Annotated in this window: 17 protein-coding genes; 2 read left to right on the forward strand and 15 right to left on the reverse strand. The window is 34.6% G+C overall.

The features are described from left to right. Positions 1 to 388 precede the first annotated feature (388 nt). The 7 genes from EKL96_RS06765 to pyrR form a co-directional block, all read right to left on the reverse strand. Entirely contained in the window at positions 389 to 1,243 is an 855-nt protein-coding gene (locus EKL96_RS06765) for a S1 RNA-binding domain-containing protein (RefSeq protein WP_126454843.1), read from the reverse strand. A 523-nt stretch (positions 1,244 to 1,766) separates the two neighbouring features. Next, positions 1,767 to 2,270 (reverse strand): CAP domain-containing protein, encoded by a 504-nt coding sequence (locus tag EKL96_RS06770; protein WP_126459911.1) that lies wholly within the window; start codon positions 2,268 to 2,270, stop codon positions 1,767 to 1,769. 165 nt (positions 2,271 to 2,435) lie between these two features. Further along, positions 2,436 to 3,080 carry a pyridoxamine 5'-phosphate oxidase gene (pdxH, locus tag EKL96_RS06775; protein WP_126459913.1) on the reverse strand — a complete coding sequence of 215 codons (645 nt, stop codon included), beginning with the start codon at positions 3,078 to 3,080 and terminating at the stop codon, positions 2,436 to 2,438. 96 nt (positions 3,081 to 3,176) lie between these two features. Continuing rightward, positions 3,177 to 4,082 (reverse strand): ribonuclease Z, encoded by a 906-nt coding sequence (locus EKL96_RS06780; RefSeq protein ID WP_126459916.1) that lies wholly within the window; start codon positions 4,080 to 4,082, stop codon positions 3,177 to 3,179. Between the two features lie 95 nt (positions 4,083 to 4,177). Beyond that, entirely contained in the window at positions 4,178 to 4,510 is a 333-nt protein-coding gene (locus tag EKL96_RS06785; protein ID WP_126459918.1) for a ribonuclease Z, read from the reverse strand. 73 nt (positions 4,511 to 4,583) lie between these two features. Beyond that, positions 4,584 to 5,510 carry an aspartate carbamoyltransferase catalytic subunit gene (locus EKL96_RS06790; protein WP_126459921.1) on the reverse strand — a complete coding sequence of 309 codons (927 nt, stop codon included), beginning with the start codon at positions 5,508 to 5,510 and terminating at the stop codon, positions 4,584 to 4,586. Positions 5,511 to 5,545: 35 nt separating this feature from the next. Continuing rightward, complete coding sequence (gene pyrR, locus EKL96_RS06795) at positions 5,546 to 6,085, reverse strand: bifunctional pyr operon transcriptional regulator/uracil phosphoribosyltransferase PyrR (protein ID WP_126459924.1); 540 nt, start codon at positions 6,083 to 6,085, stop codon at positions 5,546 to 5,548. A 210-nt stretch (positions 6,086 to 6,295) separates the two neighbouring features. Between pyrR and EKL96_RS14285 the strand changes: the two genes are divergently transcribed. Beyond that, positions 6,296 to 6,469 (forward strand): hypothetical protein, encoded by a 174-nt coding sequence (locus EKL96_RS14285; protein ID WP_199739574.1) that lies wholly within the window; start codon positions 6,296 to 6,298, stop codon positions 6,467 to 6,469. Positions 6,470 to 6,563: 94 nt separating this feature from the next. Here the strand turns inward: EKL96_RS14285 and EKL96_RS06800 are convergent, their stop codons facing one another. The 3 genes from EKL96_RS06800 to nagB all read right to left on the reverse strand — a co-directional run bounded on the left by EKL96_RS06800 (position 6,564) and on the right by nagB (position 12,359). After that, positions 6,564 to 8,183, reverse strand: coding sequence for an ABC-F family ATP-binding cassette domain-containing protein (locus EKL96_RS06800; protein WP_126453416.1), 1,620 nt, complete (start codon positions 8,181 to 8,183; stop codon positions 6,564 to 6,566). A gap of 186 nt (positions 8,184 to 8,369) precedes the next feature. Then, entirely contained in the window at positions 8,370 to 10,397 is a 2,028-nt protein-coding gene (locus tag EKL96_RS06805; protein WP_126459927.1) for a beta-N-acetylhexosaminidase, read from the reverse strand. A gap of 24 nt (positions 10,398 to 10,421) precedes the next feature. Then, a complete protein-coding gene (gene nagB, locus EKL96_RS06810; RefSeq protein ID WP_126459930.1) occupies positions 10,422 to 12,359 on the reverse strand; it encodes a glucosamine-6-phosphate deaminase in 1,938 nt (645 codons plus the stop codon). Between the two features lie 347 nt (positions 12,360 to 12,706). Here nagB and EKL96_RS06815 point away from each other — a divergent pair, with 347 nt between their 5' ends. Further along, the gene (locus EKL96_RS06815) at positions 12,707 to 14,368 is read left to right on the forward strand and encodes an MFS transporter (RefSeq protein WP_126459933.1); all 1,662 of its coding nucleotides are present in this window, start codon (positions 12,707 to 12,709) and stop codon (positions 14,366 to 14,368) included. A 119-nt stretch (positions 14,369 to 14,487) separates the two neighbouring features. Here EKL96_RS06815 and fsa read toward each other — a convergent pair whose 3' ends face one another. The 5 genes from fsa to EKL96_RS06840 form a co-directional block, all read right to left on the reverse strand. Beyond that, positions 14,488 to 15,144, reverse strand: a complete 657-nt coding sequence (gene fsa, locus EKL96_RS06820) for a fructose-6-phosphate aldolase (protein WP_126459936.1) — start codon at positions 15,142 to 15,144, stop codon at positions 14,488 to 14,490. Positions 15,145 to 15,514: 370 nt separating this feature from the next. After that, positions 15,515 to 17,539 (reverse strand): heavy metal translocating P-type ATPase, encoded by a 2,025-nt coding sequence (locus tag EKL96_RS06825; protein ID WP_126459939.1) that lies wholly within the window; start codon positions 17,537 to 17,539, stop codon positions 15,515 to 15,517. 192 nt (positions 17,540 to 17,731) lie between these two features. Then, positions 17,732 to 17,989: an MgtC/SapB family protein gene (locus EKL96_RS06830; RefSeq protein ID WP_158615218.1), complete on the reverse strand. Its 258-nt coding sequence runs from the start codon at positions 17,987 to 17,989 to the stop codon at positions 17,732 to 17,734. 63 nt (positions 17,990 to 18,052) lie between these two features. Further along, on the reverse strand, positions 18,053 to 18,928 hold the full coding sequence (locus EKL96_RS06835) for a bestrophin family protein (protein WP_126459946.1): 876 nt from the start codon (positions 18,926 to 18,928) through the stop codon (positions 18,053 to 18,055). Positions 18,929 to 19,082: 154 nt separating this feature from the next. Further along, positions 19,083 to 20,351, reverse strand: coding sequence for an efflux RND transporter periplasmic adaptor subunit (locus EKL96_RS06840; protein WP_126459950.1), 1,269 nt, complete (start codon positions 20,349 to 20,351; stop codon positions 19,083 to 19,085). Between the last annotated feature and the right edge of the window lie 6 nt (positions 20,352 to 20,357).

Here is a 20,357-nt window from a genome sequence, read left to right on the forward strand (position 1 = left end):
TATTGTGAAATTATTTTCAAAAATGCTACGCAACTGACTGGACATTTAAAGACAAACTATTCTTTAAAGTACTTTATGCTTACGTTATTGTTTTAAAAATAGTATCCTGAATACTATAGTGTTAGAGGTGGATAAAGTTACTTTGAACATCCAATTTATTTTAATGTTGTCAGAATTTATTATTCTAAAACAATATTAAAAAGAGAAAGACTAATCATACCGATTAGTCTTTCTTTTTTTAATTTACATTGAACATTGTTTAAACATTTTATATTTTTTCTAAATCATTTAGAAATTAATCTACAGTAAGAATATGCTCCTTGACTAAACTTCCTAAATTTTTTAATGGTTGCAAACGATAAAACATAAAAATAGTGTTGGTATTATTTTACTCCTTAATTAAGTAAATTCCGTCTTCCTTGATTTCGATTAATTTCTCTCGGTATAAAGCACCAATGGCTTTCTTGAAGGTTTTCTTGCTCATTTTCAAAACTGTTTTAATGTCTTCCGGGTGTGAATTGTCCGTCAAACGCAAAAAACCTCTGCTGGCTCTTAACTCATCTAGAATTTTATCTGCATTGGGCTCGATACTTTGGTACCCCTGAACCTGCAATGCCACATCAATTTTATTATCAGGGCGAATCGTCTTAATGTAGCCGCGCATGCGGTCTCCTGTTCGAATTGCATCATCATACACTTCATCTTTGTACAACAAACCTTTATGTTTCTCGTTGATAATTACGTTAATTCCTATTTCAGTAATGTGCGAAACAATCAAATCCACTTCTTCTCCTTTTTCAACCGTTAGCTCCTCATTTTTTAGAAATTGGTTGGTTTTACTGGAAGCCACCAAACGATTAGTTTTTTCGTCCATATAAAGATAAACCAAGTAGCGTTTGCCTTTTTCCATAGGACGCGCCTGCTCTTTGAACGGAACCAAAATATCTTTTTCCATTCCCCAATCCATAAAAGCACCAATCTGATTGGTATAATTCACACGCAAAAGCGCAAATTCATTCAATAATATATACGGTTCTAATGTGGTGGCAACGGGTCTTTCTTCGTGGTCTAAATACACAAAAACAATCAACTCCTCGCCTATTTCAAATTCGTTTGGTACATATTTGTTGGGCAACAGAATGTCGTGAATTCCTTCGGGATCTTTTTCTGGATTACCTAGAAACAAACCCACTTTGGTATCGCGTAATATGGTCAGCGTATTGTATTTTCCTATTTCAATCATTTTCTTTCAATTTCTAAAGTGCAAAGGTACGAAGTTTGAAAATAGTAAATTAAGAAACCGTCCACAAAAAAACAAAGCCCGAATCCGAGGTTTTTTGGTTTTCCAGAAGCATCACTTTCCGTTGTTTCATTATGAGTTGTACTGCCGACTATTTAGTATCTTTTACTCATCAGTTCGATACTGTTCCTACTACTAATCATTTCTCATACCAATTACGCACAAACTACAGTCGATGATCCCGAAATAAAAAAAATGGTTGCCGAAGTAAAATCGGAAAATAAAGAGTACGTAAACCAAAAATGAAAGAGCTACTTTAGAATAAAATTAGTTGTTTTTTTTATAAACGAATAAAAATTCCGTAAGATTACACAAATACAAAAAGTCCAATGAAAGTAGATTCATTGGACTTTTTGTAAATAAAAAAATAGCACTAAACCTTTTTAAAAATAATTGGCTATTCATAAAAAATAAAAGGCCGTCTTTTGGGGGAAGACAGCCTTTTAATTATAAAAAAATACTCAACTTAAATTTTTGCGAAGATATTTGTGTAATATTTTTTACCCGTTGCAGGATCCGTTTTTATTGCAATTCCAAAATGGGTAAAATTACCCTCTATATTTTCTTTATGACTAGGACTGACTAACCAAGCATTTAAAGCCGCTTGTGGTGTATTGTAATTATAAGCAATATTTTCGCTCACGGATGTGGCTCCTAATGTTTTCATTATATTTTCGGAACGAGCCACAAAATCATTATGATTCACTACATTATTTGCAATCATATAATGATCATGTTCTTCTGATTTGTAAGACATGTGATTAATTTTTTCTAAAGGTGTTAAACCCTTGCGAACTCTGTGAGCATTAATCAAATTCATCGTTTCTATTTCGATCGAATTGTATGAATAAACAGTTACTTTCTTTGCTACGGCATCAGCTGTTTGAGTATCAGAAGAGTCTGAAGAACAGGAATTCATAGTGCATATTACAGTCACGAGCAATAACGCACGAAGTAATTTTAGCTTCATAAGAGTAGTAGTTTAAGTGTAAAGTAAATTGTGGGACAAAAAACTTTAAGAATAATTAATAGATGCTTTTTATTATTAATTAAAATTACATCTTTTATCGTTAAACTACCAAAAATAATCGACTAACTACATTATAAAGATATTTATATATGTATATTTCCTACTTTAAGGAGAGAGTCTGTCCATTTTCCAAGAATAATCGTGTTGACTTGTATAACGAATTCTATCATGTAATCGATTGGGCCTTCCTTGCCAAAACTCTACTTCTAAAGGAGTTACTAAAAATCCGCCCCAGTGTTTGGGTCTCGGAATTACAACACTCTCAAAATCTTTTTCTAACTGCTTCAGGTTTTCCTCTAAATAGCCTCTGGAAGGAATCACTTCACTTTGGTTAGAAACTATTGCGCCTAATTTACTGCCATCAGGTCTGGATTCAAAATAACTATCAGAAGTCATTTCCGATGTTTTTTTTGCAATTCCTTTAATGATTACCTGACGCTCCATAGTATGCCAAAAAAAAGACAGGCACACATTAGGATTTTCAGTAATAGCCTTACCTTTTTCTGAATTGTAATTGGTATAAAAAATAAAACCTTCTTCAGTAAATTTTTTCAATAAAACAACTCTAGACTTGGGAAAACCATCTAAACCTATTGTAGCTACCGTCATAGCATTTACTTCGCTTTCGCCACCATAATCTTCTACTTCATGAAACCAGCGATTAAACAAATTTATTGGGTCTTCCGGAATATTCGATTCTAATAATTCACTCTTTTCGTATGATTTTCTGTAATTACTTAAGTCGTTCATATTTCATTGTTTTAAAAATGTTTGATTGTTGAATGATTTGATAAAAATTATCAAAAAATCCAAATACTATTTTATACTCTAAATTGATTTCTGTATTTAAAACTCAAAGCTTTTTCCATCATCTGCTAAGAGTACTGAGGGGAAAATAGTTTCGGCTTCTTCTTTAAACAATCCGATATTTTCATATCGGGTGGAATAATGTCCTAAAACTAATTGTTTAGCATTTGCTTTCAAAGCTATGGTTGCAGCTTCTTTAGCTGTAGAATGTAATGTTTTTTTTGCCAGATTTTCCTCCGATTGAAGGAAAGTAGATTCATGGTACAACACATCTATATTTTCAATTATAGGAAGTATCTCCTCATTGTAAGCAGTATCTGAGCAAAATGCATAATTCTTTGCCGGAATAGGATCAAATGTCAATTTGTCGTTTGCTATGATTCTTCCGTCTTCCAACGCGATGTCTTTCCCATTTTTTATTTTTTGGTAATAGCAACTCTCTATTTCATAATTTTGAACGGCATCCAAATTCAGTTTTCGGTCTCCTAATTTTTCTTGGAACAAAAAACCATTAGTATACACGCGGTGTTTTAATGGAATGGTTTTCACCAAAACCTTGTCGTCTTCAAAAATAATTTCGCTTTCCAGCGATTCCAATTCATGAAAGAACAAACCGTAATTGGTCCAAGAATTAGACAATCGCAATTGCAACTTGATAATTTCTTTGATGCCCTTTGGACCATAAATATGCAAATCCGTAGTTCTGTTGAGCAAAGTAAATGTGGATACTAAACCCACTAATCCAAAGAAGTGGTCTCCGTGCAAATGGGAAATAAAAACATGGTTTATTTTAGAAAATCGTATTTTATTCTTCCGCAATTGCACTTGGGTTCCTTCTCCGCAATCAATCAAAAAAAGTCTGTTTTTTATGTCTAAAATCTGGGAAGTAGGATTGGTAAAGGTTCGTGGAGTGGCTGCATAGCAACCGAGGATTGTTAGTTTCAAGTTTAATTTATTCGGTTATTTGGTTAACTGTTTAATCGTTATTTCATATTTGTTTAAATAAATTTGGCGGTTAAAAAGTAACCGAGTGTTCTAACTTAAAAACCTAAATCTCTTTCAATCTCCTCCATTTCAATAATATCATGAGACTCTAATAGTGAAGGCACCACAGTTAATTTCTCAGGAATGGCATTGTAATCAAAATCAGAAGTGACAATTACAAAAGATTTTTTAGCTTTTTTATGTTGTTTTGACAATGGCATAAATAATTTAACATCATTTGTTGACAAATCGTTATGCAACAAAAGATCAATTATTATGTTGTGTTTTTCGAATGTTTTATATTGGTGGGTAACCTTCATTAAAAAAGAAGTAAAATCACCCTGAGTATCCCTAATCGTTATCGTATGTCCTTTTTGATCTACTTTCATTGTTTTAAATTTCAGAGACCGCTTAATAGCAGTATGGATTATAAATAGCTAATTTACAAAGTTTTAAATTAGTTTATTGAATTTTTGAAGCCAAAAGATAAATAACCGCCATTCTAATTGCTACACCATTTTCTACTTGGTTCAAAATCACGGATTGATGGGAATCAGCCACTTCACTTGTAATCTCTACACCGCGATTAATAGGTCCGGGATGCATAATTATAATTTCTTTATTAAGAGAATCCAAAAGCGGTTTATCAACTCCATATTGCTGCGCATATTCCCTTGTGGATGGGAAATAATTGACATCCATACGTTCATTTTGCACACGCAACATATTGGCAACATCACACCATTCTAATGCTTTTCTTAAATTAGGTTCCACAGTAACGCCAAGCGATTCAATATGTCTTGGAATAAGCGTTTTAGGCCCGCAAACTTTGACCTCAGCGCCTTGCATTTGCAACGCATAGATGTTGGACAAAGCGACTCTGGAATGCAAAACATCACCTACAATGACCACTTTCTTTCCGGCTACTTCACCTAGTTTTTCTCGAATGGAATAGCTGTCTAACAACGCTTGTGTAGGATGTTCGTGTGCACCATCTCCTGCGTTGACGATGCTGGCTTTTACGTTTTTGGACAAGAAATAAGCAGCGCCTGGATTCGCGTGCCGCATCACCACCATATCTACTTTCATCGAAAGGATATTGTTTACGGTATCTATTAATGTTTCTCCCTTTTTGACAGAAGATTGTGCTGCCGAAAAGCTAATAACATCTGCAGACAACCGTTTTTGTGCTAATTCAAAAGAAAGTTTTGTTCTGGTACTGTTTTCGAAGAAAATATTGGCAATGGTAATATCTCGTAACGAAGGCACTTTCTTAATTGGTCGATTAATGACTTCTTTAAAATGATCGGCAGTTTCAAAAATCAGGTCAATATCATTCTTGTTGATGTATTTTATCCCTAATAAATGATTTACGCTTAATTCTTTCATTTTTATTTACGATTATAGTTTTTAATAGGTGGAATCTAACTTGTAATTAAATACACGCCATCTTCTCCTTCATTTTCTTTCCAGCTCACTTTTACTTTTTCATCATTTATTGCGTCTACCTGTCTGCCTCTATAATCCGGTTGAATGGGTAAATTGCGACTGAAACGTCTGTCTATCAAAACCAGCAGTTCAATTTCCGAAGGTCGCCCAAAAGATTGTATAGCAGTCAAAGCTGAACGTATGCTTCGTCCGGTGAACAGGACATCATCTATGAAAATGACTTTTTTATTTTCAACAATAAAATTAATCTTGGTTTTATTGGCTTCTAATGGCTTATCTGTTCTTCTAAAATCATCTCTGAAAAAGGTAATATCCAGATAACCTAATTGAATTTCAGGAGTTTGATATTCTTTTTCCAGAATTTGTTTCAATCGCTCCGCCAAAAAAACACCTCTTGGTTGGATTCCAACTAATATTGTATCTAAAAAATCTAAATGTTTTTCTATTAATTGACAAGCCAAACGATGTAATATGATAGTAACTTCTTTTGCAGTAAGTAATACTTTTTGACTCATAGTAATTGTGTAGTTTGGTTTGGCAAATATACAAATTCCAATTTATGATTTTATAATTAAAAAGAGAGAAAATGCTAATTCAAATAATTCAAAAAAAACAGTATATTTATAGTACTTAATTTTACAAGAAAGAATGAAAATTATGTAATAGCGACCAGAAGTGATACCCTAATTTTACATTTTAACATTTAACATAAAAAACACAAAATCATGCAAAAAGGACTCACCAGATTATTGATGCTTTTTATAGTACTAATATCATTTTCAAGTTGTTCAATAATAGGAGGAATATTCAAAGCTGGAGTAGGTGTTGGTATATTTATAGTTGTTGCCGTTATCGTTATTATCATTTTTATCATTAATAAGATTTTCGGTAAGAAATAATGATCGTTTAATTAAGATTGACAATTAAAAACTTCTTTTAATAAAAATATCCCGCAATTGCGGGATATTTTTAATCTTAAATATAAATTACTTTTTATACAATATACATTTTAGCTCTCAATTCCTGAACTTTTTCATCATCTAGGTAATCATCAAAAGTCATGTAACGGTCAATCGCTCCATTAGGCGTTAATTCAATTACTCTATTAGCAACCGTTTGCGAGAATTCATGATCATGAGTGGTGAAAATCACAGAACCTTTGTAGTTTTTTAATGAATTATTAAAAGCTGTAATGGACTCTAAATCCAAGTGATTGGTAGGTTCATCCAGCATTAAAACATTCGCTCGTTCCATCATCATTCGAGACAACATGCAACGCACTTTTTCTCCTCCGGATAATACTCTGCAGGTTTTTAAGGCTTCTTCTCCTGAAAAAATCATTTTTCCAAGAAAACTACGAATATTTACTTCATCACGCTCCTCTTCAGTTTTTACCCATTGACGCAACCAATCTACAAGAGAATAATCGTTTTCGAAAAACGAATGATTATCTCCTGGTAAATACGCTTGGTTTGTTGTAACTCCCCAATCATAAGTTCCGGAATCCGCTTTTTGATTTCCATTTAGAATTTCGTAGAAAGCGGTAGTGGCACGTGAATCTTTTGAGAAAAGAACGATTTTATCGCCTTTGGCCATATTCAAATCTACGCCTTTAAATAAAATATCTCCATCTACAGAAGCGCTTAAATTTTGCACATTCAAAATTTGATCTCCTGCCTCACGCTCTTGGTCAAAAATAATTGCCGGATAACGACGACTTGATGGTTTTATTTCGGAAATATTCAGCTTGCTAATCATTTTTTTACGAGAAGTAGCTTGTTTTGATTTGGCTACATTCGCACTAAAACGACGAATAAATTCTTCTAATTCCTGTTTCTTTTCTTCTGCTTTTTTGTTTTGTTGCGCGCGTTGTTTTGCTGCTAATTGACTTGATTCATACCAGAATGTATAGTTTCCGGAATAATGATTTATTTTACTGAAATCTATATCCGAAATATGCGTACAAACAGAATCCAAAAAGTGTCTGTCGTGAGAAACTACAATTACGGTATTTTCATAATTGGCCAAGAAATTCTCTAACCAGGCAATGGTTTCAAAATCCAGATCATTAGTAGGCTCATCCATAATAAGTAAATCCGGATTTCCAAAAAGCGCTTGTGCCAAAAGGACACGAACTTTAATTTTTCCCTCAAGATCTCCCATTAAAGTATAATGATGTTCCTCTGTAATGCCTAGATTTGATAACATCGATGCCGCGTCGGAATCAGCATTCCAACCGTTCATCTCTTCAAATTGCACTTGTAACTCGCCTATCCTGTCCGCATTTGAATCATTGTAATCTAAATATAAAGCATCCATTTCTTTTTTGATCGCATACAAGGTTTTATTCCCCATCATAACGGTCTCCAATACGGTGCTTTCGTCAAACATATTGTGGTTTTGGTTTAAAACCGACATACGTTTTCCTGGTTCCAAATGAATATGTCCCGAAGTTGGGTCCATTTCACCGGCGATTATTTTAAGAAAAGTAGATTTTCCAGCGCCATTGGCTCCGATAACTCCGTAGATATTACCGTGAGTGAAGGTAGTATTTACTTCGTCAAACAAAATTCGTTTGCCAAACTGAACTGATAAATTATTTACTGTTAACATGAATATTTATTTTATAAAATTTTTGCAAAAATACGAAAAAAATAACGATTTACTGAATTCCAAAAAAATCCATTTTTAACGGTTTTAATTTACGGATTAGAACAACAATTAACAGAAAAAAATCCTGACACAAATTATCAGGATTTCAAAATTCTTACTTCATAAAGCCAATGTTACTTTTCTTGTTTACAACAATTTTTTTAAACTGCCGTAAACTGCTAATTCTACATCGGCGGGACTTCTGGTATTGCATTTCTCTAATAAATCTTCCAATACAGTTTGACTTACTTTTTGTTTTTTATCTATTAAAAGCAATAGCTGCTGGGATACATCACTCAAACTTTTAGACAAGGGCAAAAGAGGTTGCACCAGCGGCGCATTGGCACTTAAAGCAATTAAATCGGAATTTAGGACGATCCACTTCTTAAAAAAGTCAGTCACTATCCCTTTATTCTCCTTGCTTTTATTTGCTAAATATGTATTGACTGCAACATTAAAATCTAGTGCTTCCGAAGCATCCGCATTACAAGCATCCGCAAATAAGGTCAACGGAGAATGCATGCGGTATTTCTTTCCGCCACCATTACGTTTGTAATTTTTCAGTGGTTCACAAAGGTTTGAAAAATCATTCAATGCACGCGTATCTTGATTGTTGCTGATGTTTCTTAAAATCACTTCTTTGTTTCTAATGTGAGTAATTCCGAGTTCTTCTAATCGAAAAGAAATCGTTTTCAACCTTTTGCGTAAGCTGTTCATATCGGTAACAGATTCATCAGACCATAATCGCTCAGCTATCGCAGCGGTTCGTGGCCAAATTCTGGAATCTATATTTAATGGCGTTACGAGTTCACTCCACATCGCTGCTTCTCCTCCTAAAACCCTTGCTTTTTCCTCTGGACTAAGAATTATCTTTTTGGGTATGGGATCATTCAAATAATGACTTTCAATACCAAGCATCAAATCAATATAATATCCATTTGACAACACTGTATTGTAACCGCTTTTTGCAGCTTTGATCAATGCTCCACCGGCTTCTTGCCCTTCGTTAGTTCCTCGCCAAGCATGAATTATGGCGTCTTTAGACATGTTTTCAGTCATTATTTCTTCCCAACCCATTAATTTTTTGTTGTATTTTTTCAAGATTGGAATCAACTTCATATTAAAATAAGTTTGCAAATCATGATTACTGGCCAGATTATTATCCTTTTTAAATTGCTGAATAGCAGGATTTGCATTCCACTCCTTCCCATTGTTTTCGTCACCTCCAATATGAAAATAACTACTTGGAAATAACGGGCACACTTCATCAAAAATCGAACTTAAAACTTCGTAGGTTTTTGGATTTATAGGGTCTAAAGTCGCATTGAAAATCCCTGAATTTCTTTGTACTTCATACGTGATTTCCCCCTCACCTACTTTACTTCCTATTTCAGGATAGGCAGTCAGCAATGCCGATGCATGTCCAGGAACATCTATTTCAGGAATAACCAGAATCCCTCTTTCATCAGCATATTTTACAATATTTTTAATTTCTTCCTGAGTATAAAAATTTCCATCTGAGGCTAATTCTGTCAATTTTGGATGATTTTTTAATTCAATTCTCCAACCTTGATCATCGGCTAAATGCCAATGGAAAACATTCATTTTCATCGAAGCCATAGCGTCCAGATTTCTTTTGATAACATCTACCGGTTGAAAATGTCTTGCCGCATCAATCATCAGGCCTCTCCAGGTAAAACGTGGCGAATCCGAGATTTCAACAACCGGAAAGTAAAATGACGTACTATTATTCTGAAGCAATTGTAATAACGTCTCCAAACCATGCAAAGCCCCTAAATCACTTGTGGCATTAATGGTTATTTGATTAGAAGCAATTTTCAATTCGTAACTTTCATCTTCATTAATTTCTATTTTTCCGTTGCGAACACAATTTATCTGCAATTCAGCTTCCGGACTTTCGTTGACTTCTGTCAAAAAACTTTGTTCGAGAAACAATCCCGTTCTGCCATCTAATCGTCGCAGGAAATTGGTTGCGCCTATAAAAATTCTGGGATTAGGATTCCCGGTAATATTCACTTTAAATTTTTTGCTTAAAGCAAAAGTGCCAGCGGTCAACTTTATATTTTGTGGCCAAGGCATCAGGTTTAATTGCTCGGTGGTAATTTGTGCATTCGAAACAAAACTTACTAATAATAGGATCAAAAAGTATTTCATAGTTTATAGGTATTCAATATGTTTTTAATAGTCAAAACGTTTAAAAGCTTCGATGGCTTCATATTCTGCCAGTCCTAAATCATCATATAATTTTGCTGTATGTTTATTGCGGTCTTCGGCACGCACCCAAAATTCTCTGGAATCATTACCTTGAAACATCACGCGGTCTTTTTGCGATTGATGGTATAAAATTGCGTGTCTTTTTAGCATTACTTCTTCTGGACTTAATGGTACTGCCATGTCTATTTCATGAATTTCCCATTCATGCCAAGCACCACGATATAACCACAGCCAGCAATCATTCATAAACGATTGTGGTTTCAACGCTGCCATAGCAGTAAAAACAGCATTAAGACAAACTTCATGCGTTCCGTGCGGATCCGCAAGATCACCAGCGGCAAAAACCTGATGCGGTTTTATTTTTTCGATAATCGCTTTTACAATAGCAATGTCATCCGCGTGGATTGGGTTTTTCTTTATTAGTCCCGTCTCATAAAAAGGCATATCCAGAAAATGGATATTCGATTCATTTAACCCAATGTATCGAACGGCTGCATACGATTCTCTGCGTCTGATAAGTGCTTTAAGTTTCCGAACTTCAAGAGAATCTATTTGATTTTCTGACTTGTTCCTCAGGAAATCAATAACGGATTGAAAATCAATTTTAGTTTTAGCATCTCCAATGAAATCAGTACAAACCTCAGCAAATTTTAAGGCTTCGTCATCTGTAACAGCGATGTTTCCTGAAGTTTGATACACTACATGAACATCATGTCCTTGTTTTATTAATTTAGAAAAAGTTCCTCCCATGGAAATCACGTCATCATCTGGATGCGGACTAAAAAGAATCACTCTTTTCTTATCAGGATTAGCCCTTTCCGGTCTATGGGAATCATCAGTATTAGGTTTACCTCCTGGCCATCCGGTTATGGTGTGCTGCAACACATTGAACATGTTTATATTCAAGTCGTAAGCTGAACCTTCTAATGCTAAAAGATCAGACATTCCATTATTATTGTAATCTCTGTCGGTCAATTTCAAAATAGATTGATTGGTACTTTGACACAGCCAAACAATTGCTTTGCTTTTTAACTCTTGAGTCCAAATACATTCGCCCACTAACCACGGTGTTTTGAAACGGGTTAATTCTGAAGCTGCCAATTGATCTAAAACGAACGTAGCATTAGCATGATTTTGCAAAAATGTCGCAGGAACTTCAGAGCTAATATCGCCTTGAATTGTTCTTTTTATTATATCTGCTTTGTTTTGGCCCCAGGCCATTAATACAATTCTTTTAGATCTTAGAATCGTAGAAACTCCCATGGTAATTGCTCTTTTAGGAACATTGTCAATCCCATTAAAATCAGATGAGGCATCGACTCTTGTAATGTGATCCAAAGTAATTATGCGAGTGCCCGAGTTGATATGGGATCCTGGTTCATTGAACCCAACGTGACCCGTACGACCAATTCCTAATAATTGAAAATCAAGTCCGCCAGCATTTTTAATATTCATTTCATAATCAATACAGTATTGATTCAGTTCTTCAATAGCTATCGTTCCATCTGGGATATGTATGTTTTCAGGCTTAATATCGATATGATTAAAAAGATGCTGGTGCATGAAATAATGATAGCTTTGGTTATTTTCTTTTGTCATCGGATAATATTCATCCAGATTAAAAGTGACTACATTGCTAAAACTAAGTCCTTCTTCTCTATACATTCTAACTAGTTCTTCATACACTTTAATAGGTGAAGAGCCAGTAGCCAAACCAAGAACACAAGATTTATTTTGCTTTTCTTTTGATTTAATCAATTCAGCAATTTCCTGCGCTACAATTACAGAGGCTTCTGTTGAGTTTTTGAAAATTTCATTATGAATTTTTTCAAATCTAGTTTCTTCGAATTTACCGGCACTTTTATAACTGATATCTTTTTTTCTTCTTAAATCACTTTTCATATCGTGTTTTTCATACTGAATTATAAAGATAGTTTTTTTTAAAAGAGTAAGGAAAATAAAAAATACCATAAATCAGATTGCTTCGAGTATCCAAAAAAATGGAGATTATGAAAATCTTAAACTATTTCTATAGATAAAGTACATTTAATCCCAATTTCAAAGTTACCGTCGTTTTAGAATTAGCAAAAAGGTTAAAAAAAAAGCATCATTTTTTAATAAAACGTGGTGATTCAATAATTATAACAATATTTAGTCTAAATTATTTTTTTTTAATTTACTTAACAAATATATTTACGGTCTTACAGCTATAAAAGTATTTAGTTTTAATCATTAACCAATGTATACTTATGAATTCAGAACAAACAAAGTCTAACAATTCCGCGCTTTACACGCTCATAACCGTATTTTTCTTTTGGGGTTTTATTGGAGCATCAAACGGAATTTTTATTCCATTTTGCAAAGCTAAATTTGGCTTAGACCAATTTCAAAGTCAACTTATCGATTTTGCTTTTTATGGGGCTTATTATATCGGAGCTTTATTGCTTTTTATTTTTAGCAGTATCGCCAAAAAAGATATTTTAAACGGTTGGGGATTCAAAAAAGGAATTATTTACGGATTATTGATAAGTACGTTTGGAGCTCTGCTTATGATTTTAGCGGTAACACAAGGAAGTTATTTGTTTATTCTTGGTGCATTATTCATTGTAGCTCTTGGTTTCTCACTGCAACAAACATCGGCACAGCCGTTTGCTGCTTCACTGGGTGAACCACATTCAGCATCAAGCAGACTAAATCTTGCCGGAGGGATTAACTCATTGGGTACCACAATAGGACCGATAGTGGTTTCTATCGCCTTGTTTGGTGTTATTGCAGGAGTTAATATCGAAGAATTTGCTCAAAAACCAGATTCATTAGATTCTATGAGAATCCTTTATGTATTTGTTGGAGGACTCTTTTTATTGGCAGCAGCCTTATTCCATTTTTCTAAAAAGTTACCGGCTGGAAAAAGTGATTCTACTTTTGAAACGGCGAATAAAGCAATGAAAACGCTAATTGCAATCACTGTAATTTTGGTTGCCATTTTTGCTTATATCTTTTCTCGTTATGAAGATGCTGAATTTATTACTCGTTTTATCGAGAACAAAGAAAAAGATTACTTAGGATTAGCCTTAACGGTTTCTACACTTTTGGTAGTTGTTATTGGATTATTTTTCGCCAATACAACAGCACAAAAAAATCCTGAAGGATGGGGAGCCATGAAATACCCACAATTAGTTTTGGGAATGTTAGCCCTTTTCGCTTACGTAGGTGTCGAAGTAACTATAGGAAGTAACCTTGGTGAATTATTGGTGACTACTGATTTTGGTTCAATAGCTGGACCTGCTTTAGCGCCCTATATGTCTATGTATTGGGGAAGCTTAATGATTGGGCGTTGGGCAGGAGCCATTACAGTTTTCAACCCGTCATCTCAACTAAAGAAAATTTTACTTATCGTAGTTCCTTACATAGCTTTTGGAGTCGTATTAGCCGCTAACGCTATTTCCGGACAAGATGTAACACCTTTATATGCTTATGCATTTGTAATTTTGTTCCAAATCGCTGGTTTCTTTTTAGGAAAAGATCAACCGTCTAGAACCTTAATGATTTTTGGTTTAATGGGAATGACAGCCATGCTTATTGGTTTATTCACTACGGGTACAATCGCTATTTTTGCTTTCATGAGCGGTGGATTATTCTTAAGTATCATGTGGCCTTCAATTTTCTCATTAGCAATTGCAGGTTTAGGAAAATATACCTCCCAAGGTTCAGCCTTCTTGGTGATGATGATTTTGGGTGGTGGTATTATCCCGCCATTACAAGGAAAACTAGCAGATATTATAGGAATTCATGCTTCTTACTTCATTCCTGTTTTATGTTTCGCATTCATCGCATTCTACGGATGGAAAGTAATTGGAATTTTGGAAAAACAAGGAATCGGAAAAGAAGTAGAAGTTGGTGGCGGACACTAATCAAAAATATAATACCAAACCATATTGAAACCAAACCAATAAAAAAATCCCATTTCAAACATGAAATGGGATTTTTTTATTCAATTCGCTGAGACTCAAAATGGCTCACCGAGCATTTTTTATTTATTTCCTTTCTCGAAATCAGCCACAAACTGCGCCAATCCAATATCCGTCAATGGGTGTTTCAATAAGCCGTATATAGCAGATAATGGTCCGGTCATTACATCAGCACCAATTTTTGCACAGTTTACAATGTGCATCGTGTGACGTACTGAAGCAGCCAGAATTTGAGTTTCGTAGCCATAATTATCATAAATCAATCTGATTTCTTCAATCAAAGCCAAACCGTCTGTAGATACATCGTCTAAACGACCAATAAAAGGAGAAACGTAAGTAGCTCCCGCTTTTGCAGCCAATAAAGCCTGTCCAGCCGAGAATACTAATGTTACATTCGTTTTAATTCCTTTATCCGAAAAGTATTTAGCAGCCATAACCCCTTCTTTAGTCATAGGAACTTTCACCACGATTTGCTCGTGTAAATCCGCTAATTCTTCTCCTTCTTTAATCATCCCGTCATAATCCAACGCATTTACTTCGGCACTAACATCACCATCAACAAGATTACAAATGTCAACATAATGCTTTAAAATGCTGTTTTTTCCTACAATTCCTTCTTTTGCCATTAATGTTGGATTAGTGGTAACACCATCCAAAACGCCTAATGCCTGTGCTTCCTTAATCTGAGCTAAATTAGCCGTGTCAATAAAAAATTTCATATTATATAATTTAATTGTGTGTTTTAATTCTTTGGGCGTGACCCAAGGGTCGGGCTTTCCGCTTCAATCTTTTATTTTTTAAAGAAAAAATAAAAGGATTTTCACTGTAATCCCTCACGCTAATAAATTCGGTGCAAAATTACAACTTATAATCTGTCTATTTTGTCATTTTCCTTTTGATAACAAGTATTACCACGTTTTTATAATTTTGGTGTGGACATTTAATCATTAAAACATAACACCTTCTAACGTGTAAAATGTTATAAAATGCAAATATAAGACTAAATATTTACAAAAAAAGTTCCAATAATAAAAAAAAATATTGTCAAGTTTCTCCTAGTATTAAAGACCATATAGCATCCAACCCACTCTAAAACTTCATTCTTTGGATTCTAACCGCATTTATAATTGCCAATAAAGCCACCCCAACATCTGCAAAAACGGCTTCCCACATTGTAGCTAAACCACCCGCACCCAAAACTAAAACAATAGCTTTTACTGAAAATGCCAAACCAATGTTTTGATAAACAATTTGTTTTGTTTTTTTGCCAATGTTTATTGCTGTGAAAATCTTTAAAGGCTGGTCATTTTGAATAACAATGTCGGCAGTCTCAATTGTTGCATCACTTCCTAAGCCGCCCATTGCAATACCGGCATCGGCAAGGGCAACTACTGGCGCATCGTTTACACCATCACCAACGAATGCAATTTTTAGGTTTTGCAATTTTAATTCCTCTACTTTTTCTACCTTGTTTTCCGGTAATAAATCGCCATATGCTTGGTCTATGTTTAATTCTTTTGCCACTGCATCTACAACGGCTTGTTTATCGCCCGAAAGCATTACGGTTTTCACGTTTATTTTATGTAAACTCTGAATTGCTTCTATGGCATCTTCTTTAATTTCATCAGCAATTAAAAAATACCCTGTATATTTTTGATTGATTGCAATAACGATAATCGTGAAAGGTATCGTATCGATTTCGACATCATAACTGATGTTAAATTTTTTCATCAGCTTTACATTTCCTGCCAAGATTTCCTTTCCGTCCACTTTTCCTTTAAGTCCATGTCCTGCAATTTCTTCTACGTCAGTAACGATAGCATCTTTTTCTGAACCTTTTGCGTATTCGATTATAGCTGTTCCAACTGGATGGGTCGATTTAGTTTCGAGCGCGGCTGTAAATTTTACTAAGTCGGCTTCGGAAATATCTACAGCAACCACTTTTTGTACTTTGAAAACCCCTTTGGTCAGTGTCCCTGTTTTGTCCATAACCACTACTTCAATGGATGCCATTAGATCTAGAAAATTAGATCCTTTAAACAAAATTCCGTTTTTGCTTGCTGCACCAATGCCACCGAAATAGCCTAATGGAATAGAAATAACCAATGCGCATGGGCAGGAGATAACCAAGAAAATTAAGGCTCTGTACAACCAATCACTGAAAATGTAGTTTTCTACAAATAGTATTGGAAGCAAACAAATCCCGATGGCAAGAAACACTACTGCTGGAGTATATATTTTGGCAAATTTCCTGATAAATAATTCCGTAGGGGCTTTTTTGGCTGTTGCTTCCTGCACCATTTCTAAAATTTTAGATAATTTACTATCGGTGTAGGCAGTTGTTACTACAATCAGAACTACCGTATTCAAATTAATCATTCCGGCAAGAACGGTATCGTCTTTTTGTTTAGTGTCTGGTTTGCTTTCTCCTGTTAGCGCTGCGGTGTTGAACGAGGCCGTATCAGAAAGTAGTTTTCCGTCTAATGCTAGCTTTTCTCCTGGTTTTAATTGAATGATTTCTCCAATGGTGATTGTGGATGCTTTTTTTATAGTCGCATTTTCTCCATTCATTACTGTTGCTTCATCAGGTCTTTGGTCTAATAATAATTTAATGTTTGTTTTTGCTCTTTGAACAGCCAAGGTTTGAAACACTTCACCAACGGCATAGAAAAGCATTACTGCAACACCTTCTGGATATTCACGAATTGCAAATGCACCAATGGTAGCAATGCTCATCAATAAAAATTCCGAAAACACTTCTCCTTTGCGAATACTTTCGAATGCTTCTTTTAAAACGGGAAAGCCTACAGGAACATAGGCAACTCCATACCAAATTATCCGAACCCAACCTGTAAACCATGTTTGCGTAAAATAATTGTCAAAACCAATAGCCACAAGGAGTAAAATGAAAGAAATAATTGCGGGCAAAAACATTTTAAAAGTACTTTCATGGCCGCCTGAAGAGTCATGGTCGTGACCGTCATCATCAGCATGTTCGGATTTATAGTCAACGGTACAACATCCCGTTTGTTTGTCGGTTTTGTTGTTTATTTTTTCTTCCAGCGTGCAACAAAGCTGTTTGCCGTTTGCATCGTATTTATGTTTGTGTTTCATGATAGAAATTTTATTTTACAATTATTATCAATATTAGTCTTGCTTTGGGTCTTTATCGTTCTGAATCCTGTTTTGCCAATTTCTGTAAAAACCGAATTGGTTAAGCGACAACATGAAGTACAGCAAGGCCGTAGTGGCGACGGATATTACGTAAAATCCCAAAGCAGCGGCTACACCAATTGCAGAAACTGCTCATACATTCGCAGCAGTGGTGAGTCCATTGGATTCGTTACTTTGCTGTTTATTACAAATAATACCTGCACCCAGAAAACCTTTCCCCTGTAATGATATTAGCAATAATCCTTGATGAATCATCAGTTTCTGAAAATGCATTCCGACAACGGCAAACAGAGCACCACCGGCACTTACTGCGCCAAAAGTACGTATCCCTGTGTTTTTGTTCTTGCGTTCTCGCTGGTAACCGATTATACAACCAAGTATTGCAACCATAAGTATTTTGGCTACCATTATCAGTTCAAATTTTATATCTGCATCTATCATTTTATATTAGTATTACATTAAGTAAAATGAGGTTGTCTTTTCTTGTATTGGTAAATTTGTATCGTTTATCATTTCTTTAAGATTAATCTCAATAGTCATAGCAAGGTTTGTCATTGGTGTATCTGAAGGGGAATTTTCAAAAGGGTCTTGCAATATTATAGCTGTACGCTCTATAGTGATGAATATTAAGGGTATCAATGTAGTTAAAAAAATTTCTTCAATTATGTACTTATCATCTAATCCAAAAGGCAGTAACGTAGCAAATACATAAATCAATAAATGGATTAACAAGCTGTAAGATTTTGGAAATACTGTATTTTTAATACGTTCGCATTTTCCCATAGCATCGCACAAACGGCTTAAAGTACTGTCAATGTGAACTTGCTTAAATTCACTTATATCAAGTTGAGACAATGCGACACTATGTTTGTTCAGAATTGCGTTTGGAACATTTTTGTCTGTAATGTTTTGCTCATTAATATATTGTTGCACTTTATTTGAAAAAGGCAATCCTCGTAAAGATTCACCCAAGGCGTAGCACCAAATTATTTGCCGATGTGCAAATAATTCAATTGTTTTATTATTGGAATGCTTTTTTGGAACAAACTGTATAAATTGTCTTATCAATGTTCTAGAATCATTAACTATAGCACCCCAAACTATTCTTGCTTCCCACCACCTTTCATAAGCCTGCGCTGTTCTGAAGGCTAATAATACAGCTAAGACAGTTGCTATTATTGCTGTCATATTAGTAGGGATTGATATTTTAGACAGAAAGGAGTATTGATCTACAATACCTACTACAACTGCATAGGTCACAATGGTGATAATATCATACTTAATTTCTCTAATAAAAGTAAAAATTGATATTTTTCTATTTAACAGCATATTTTTTTTTGATTATGAATTAGCCTTTATAATTACTACGATAGCTTAAGTGTTTCCTTTTATAAACTGCCTCCAAATAGTGTATAACTTTTTTGGGGCAGTCTATCTGTAAGGTTTTTTTATTTTGATCGTATTATAGTTTAAAATTGACTTTTTAATGATCGTGTGATCCGCCACCTTTCATCGCAGAAAGCAGATAGAATGCTCCTTTTACGACAATTTTAGCATCAGCAGGAATTTTTTCAACAAATTTAACTTCAGTGTACCCTAAATCTGTTGTTCCTGGTATAACTTCTAATGCTTTGAAAAGGACTTCATTATGTCCTTCTTCTTCTCCACCGGTCTCCTCAGAATGTGCTTCGCCTTCTTTATGTAAGTGGGCTTCCGCTTTTTTACCAGTTACTTTATCCTGATGTACTTGTTGCACATAAACAAAATATGTATCTCCGTTTTTTACAACGGCGTCTTTTGGCAAAGCTGGAACGGTAGCATTAGTAATATTAATGTTTGCAGAAACATACATTCCGGAAATTAAGCCTTTGGCATCTTCGGTATTAATTTTGGCGTGAACCGCTACCGTTTTACTTTCATTAGAAAACGATTTATTAATACCAAATATTTTTCCTTTAATCGATTTATTCGATTGGTTGGTTAAAACAAAATCTACTTCCTGACCTACTGAAATTGAACCTAAATCTTTTTCATACACATTTAAGTCCAAGTGCATCTGGCTGTTATCAACCACTTCAAAAAGAAGTGCTCCCGTTTCTGCAAAGGCGCCTTTTGCGATGCTGATTTTTCCAACATAACCTGAAATTGGAGAAACAATTGGTACTAAACTAGCACCATTGGTACTCATATTTAATGCTTGCAATTTGTTTTTGGCGGCTTGTGCTCTGGCTCTTTCAACCGCTAATTTTGCTTTTACTTCTTGGAATACTTTTCTCGGATTTACATTTTCGTCGCTTAGTTTTTTTTGGCGATTGAATTCTAATTGTAAATATTCAATATTGGCAACAGCCGAGCTATAATCTTCCTGCATTTCGACAACATCCAAGTTTTGAATGGTTGCCAATACTTTTCCTTTGTTTACAAAAGTACCTTCTAATACAAAAATATCTTTAACCGTTCCCCCAATTAAGGTAGAAATGTTTGCCATGTTTTGTGGTGGAACTGTAGTGTACCCATTGGCTTTGATTACTAAATTCAAGTTTCGATTTTCTATTGTCCCTGTTTCAACGCCAACAGTTTTAAATTGTGCAGCGGTTAATGCTACTTCGTTTTCTGATTTTTCTTCTTCGTGACCAGCTTCTTCGGTTTTCTTTTCGCCACAAGAAAATAGAACAAAGAGGATAAAAAATAGAATAGAGAGGTTGAAGAAAGAACCTAGTTTATGATTTGATTTTATAAATATATTTTTCATTTTTAG

Source organism: Flavobacterium sp. LS1R10 (assembly GCF_003968825.1).
Taxonomy (GTDB): domain Bacteria; phylum Bacteroidota; class Bacteroidia; order Flavobacteriales; family Flavobacteriaceae; genus Flavobacterium.

Bases quoted from the DNA above. Each gene is read 5' to 3' on its own strand.
- EKL96_RS06815 (WP_126459933.1), top strand. From the start codon at position 12,707: ATGAATTCAGAACAAACAAAGTCTAACAATTCCGCGCTTTACACGCTC.
- EKL96_RS06790 (WP_126459921.1), bottom strand. From the start codon at position 5,510: ATGAAAGAATTAAGCGTAAATCATTTATTAGGGATAAAATACATCAAC.
- EKL96_RS06765 (WP_126454843.1), bottom strand. From the start codon at position 1,243: ATGATTGAAATAGGAAAATACAATACGCTGACCATATTACGCGATACC.
- EKL96_RS06770 (WP_126459911.1), bottom strand. From the start codon at position 2,270: ATGAAGCTAAAATTACTTCGTGCGTTATTGCTCGTGACTGTAATATGC.
- EKL96_RS06835 (WP_126459946.1), bottom strand. From the start codon at position 18,928: ATGCTGTTAAATAGAAAAATATCAATTTTTACTTTTATTAGAGAAATT.
- EKL96_RS06805 (WP_126459927.1), bottom strand. From the start codon at position 10,397: ATGAAATACTTTTTGATCCTATTATTAGTAAGTTTTGTTTCGAATGCA.
- pyrR (WP_126459924.1), bottom strand. From the start codon at position 6,085: ATGAGTCAAAAAGTATTACTTACTGCAAAAGAAGTTACTATCATATTA.
- EKL96_RS14285 (WP_199739574.1), top strand. From the start codon at position 6,296: ATGCAAAAAGGACTCACCAGATTATTGATGCTTTTTATAGTACTAATA.
- nagB (WP_126459930.1), bottom strand. From the start codon at position 12,359: ATGAAAAGTGATTTAAGAAGAAAAAAAGATATCAGTTATAAAAGTGCC.
- fsa (WP_126459936.1), bottom strand. From the start codon at position 15,144: ATGAAATTTTTTATTGACACGGCTAATTTAGCTCAGATTAAGGAAGCA.
- pdxH (WP_126459913.1), bottom strand. From the start codon at position 3,080: ATGAACGACTTAAGTAATTACAGAAAATCATACGAAAAGAGTGAATTA.
- EKL96_RS06785 (WP_126459918.1), bottom strand. From the start codon at position 4,510: ATGAAAGTAGATCAAAAAGGACATACGATAACGATTAGGGATACTCAG.
- EKL96_RS06825 (WP_126459939.1), bottom strand. From the start codon at position 17,539: ATGAAACACAAACATAAATACGATGCAAACGGCAAACAGCTTTGTTGC.
- EKL96_RS06840 (WP_126459950.1), bottom strand. From the start codon at position 20,351: ATGAAAAATATATTTATAAAATCAAATCATAAACTAGGTTCTTTCTTC.
- EKL96_RS06830 (WP_158615218.1), bottom strand. From the start codon at position 17,989: ATGGTTGCAATACTTGGTTGTATAATCGGTTACCAGCGAGAACGCAAG.
- EKL96_RS06800 (WP_126453416.1), bottom strand. From the start codon at position 8,183: ATGTTAACAGTAAATAATTTATCAGTTCAGTTTGGCAAACGAATTTTG.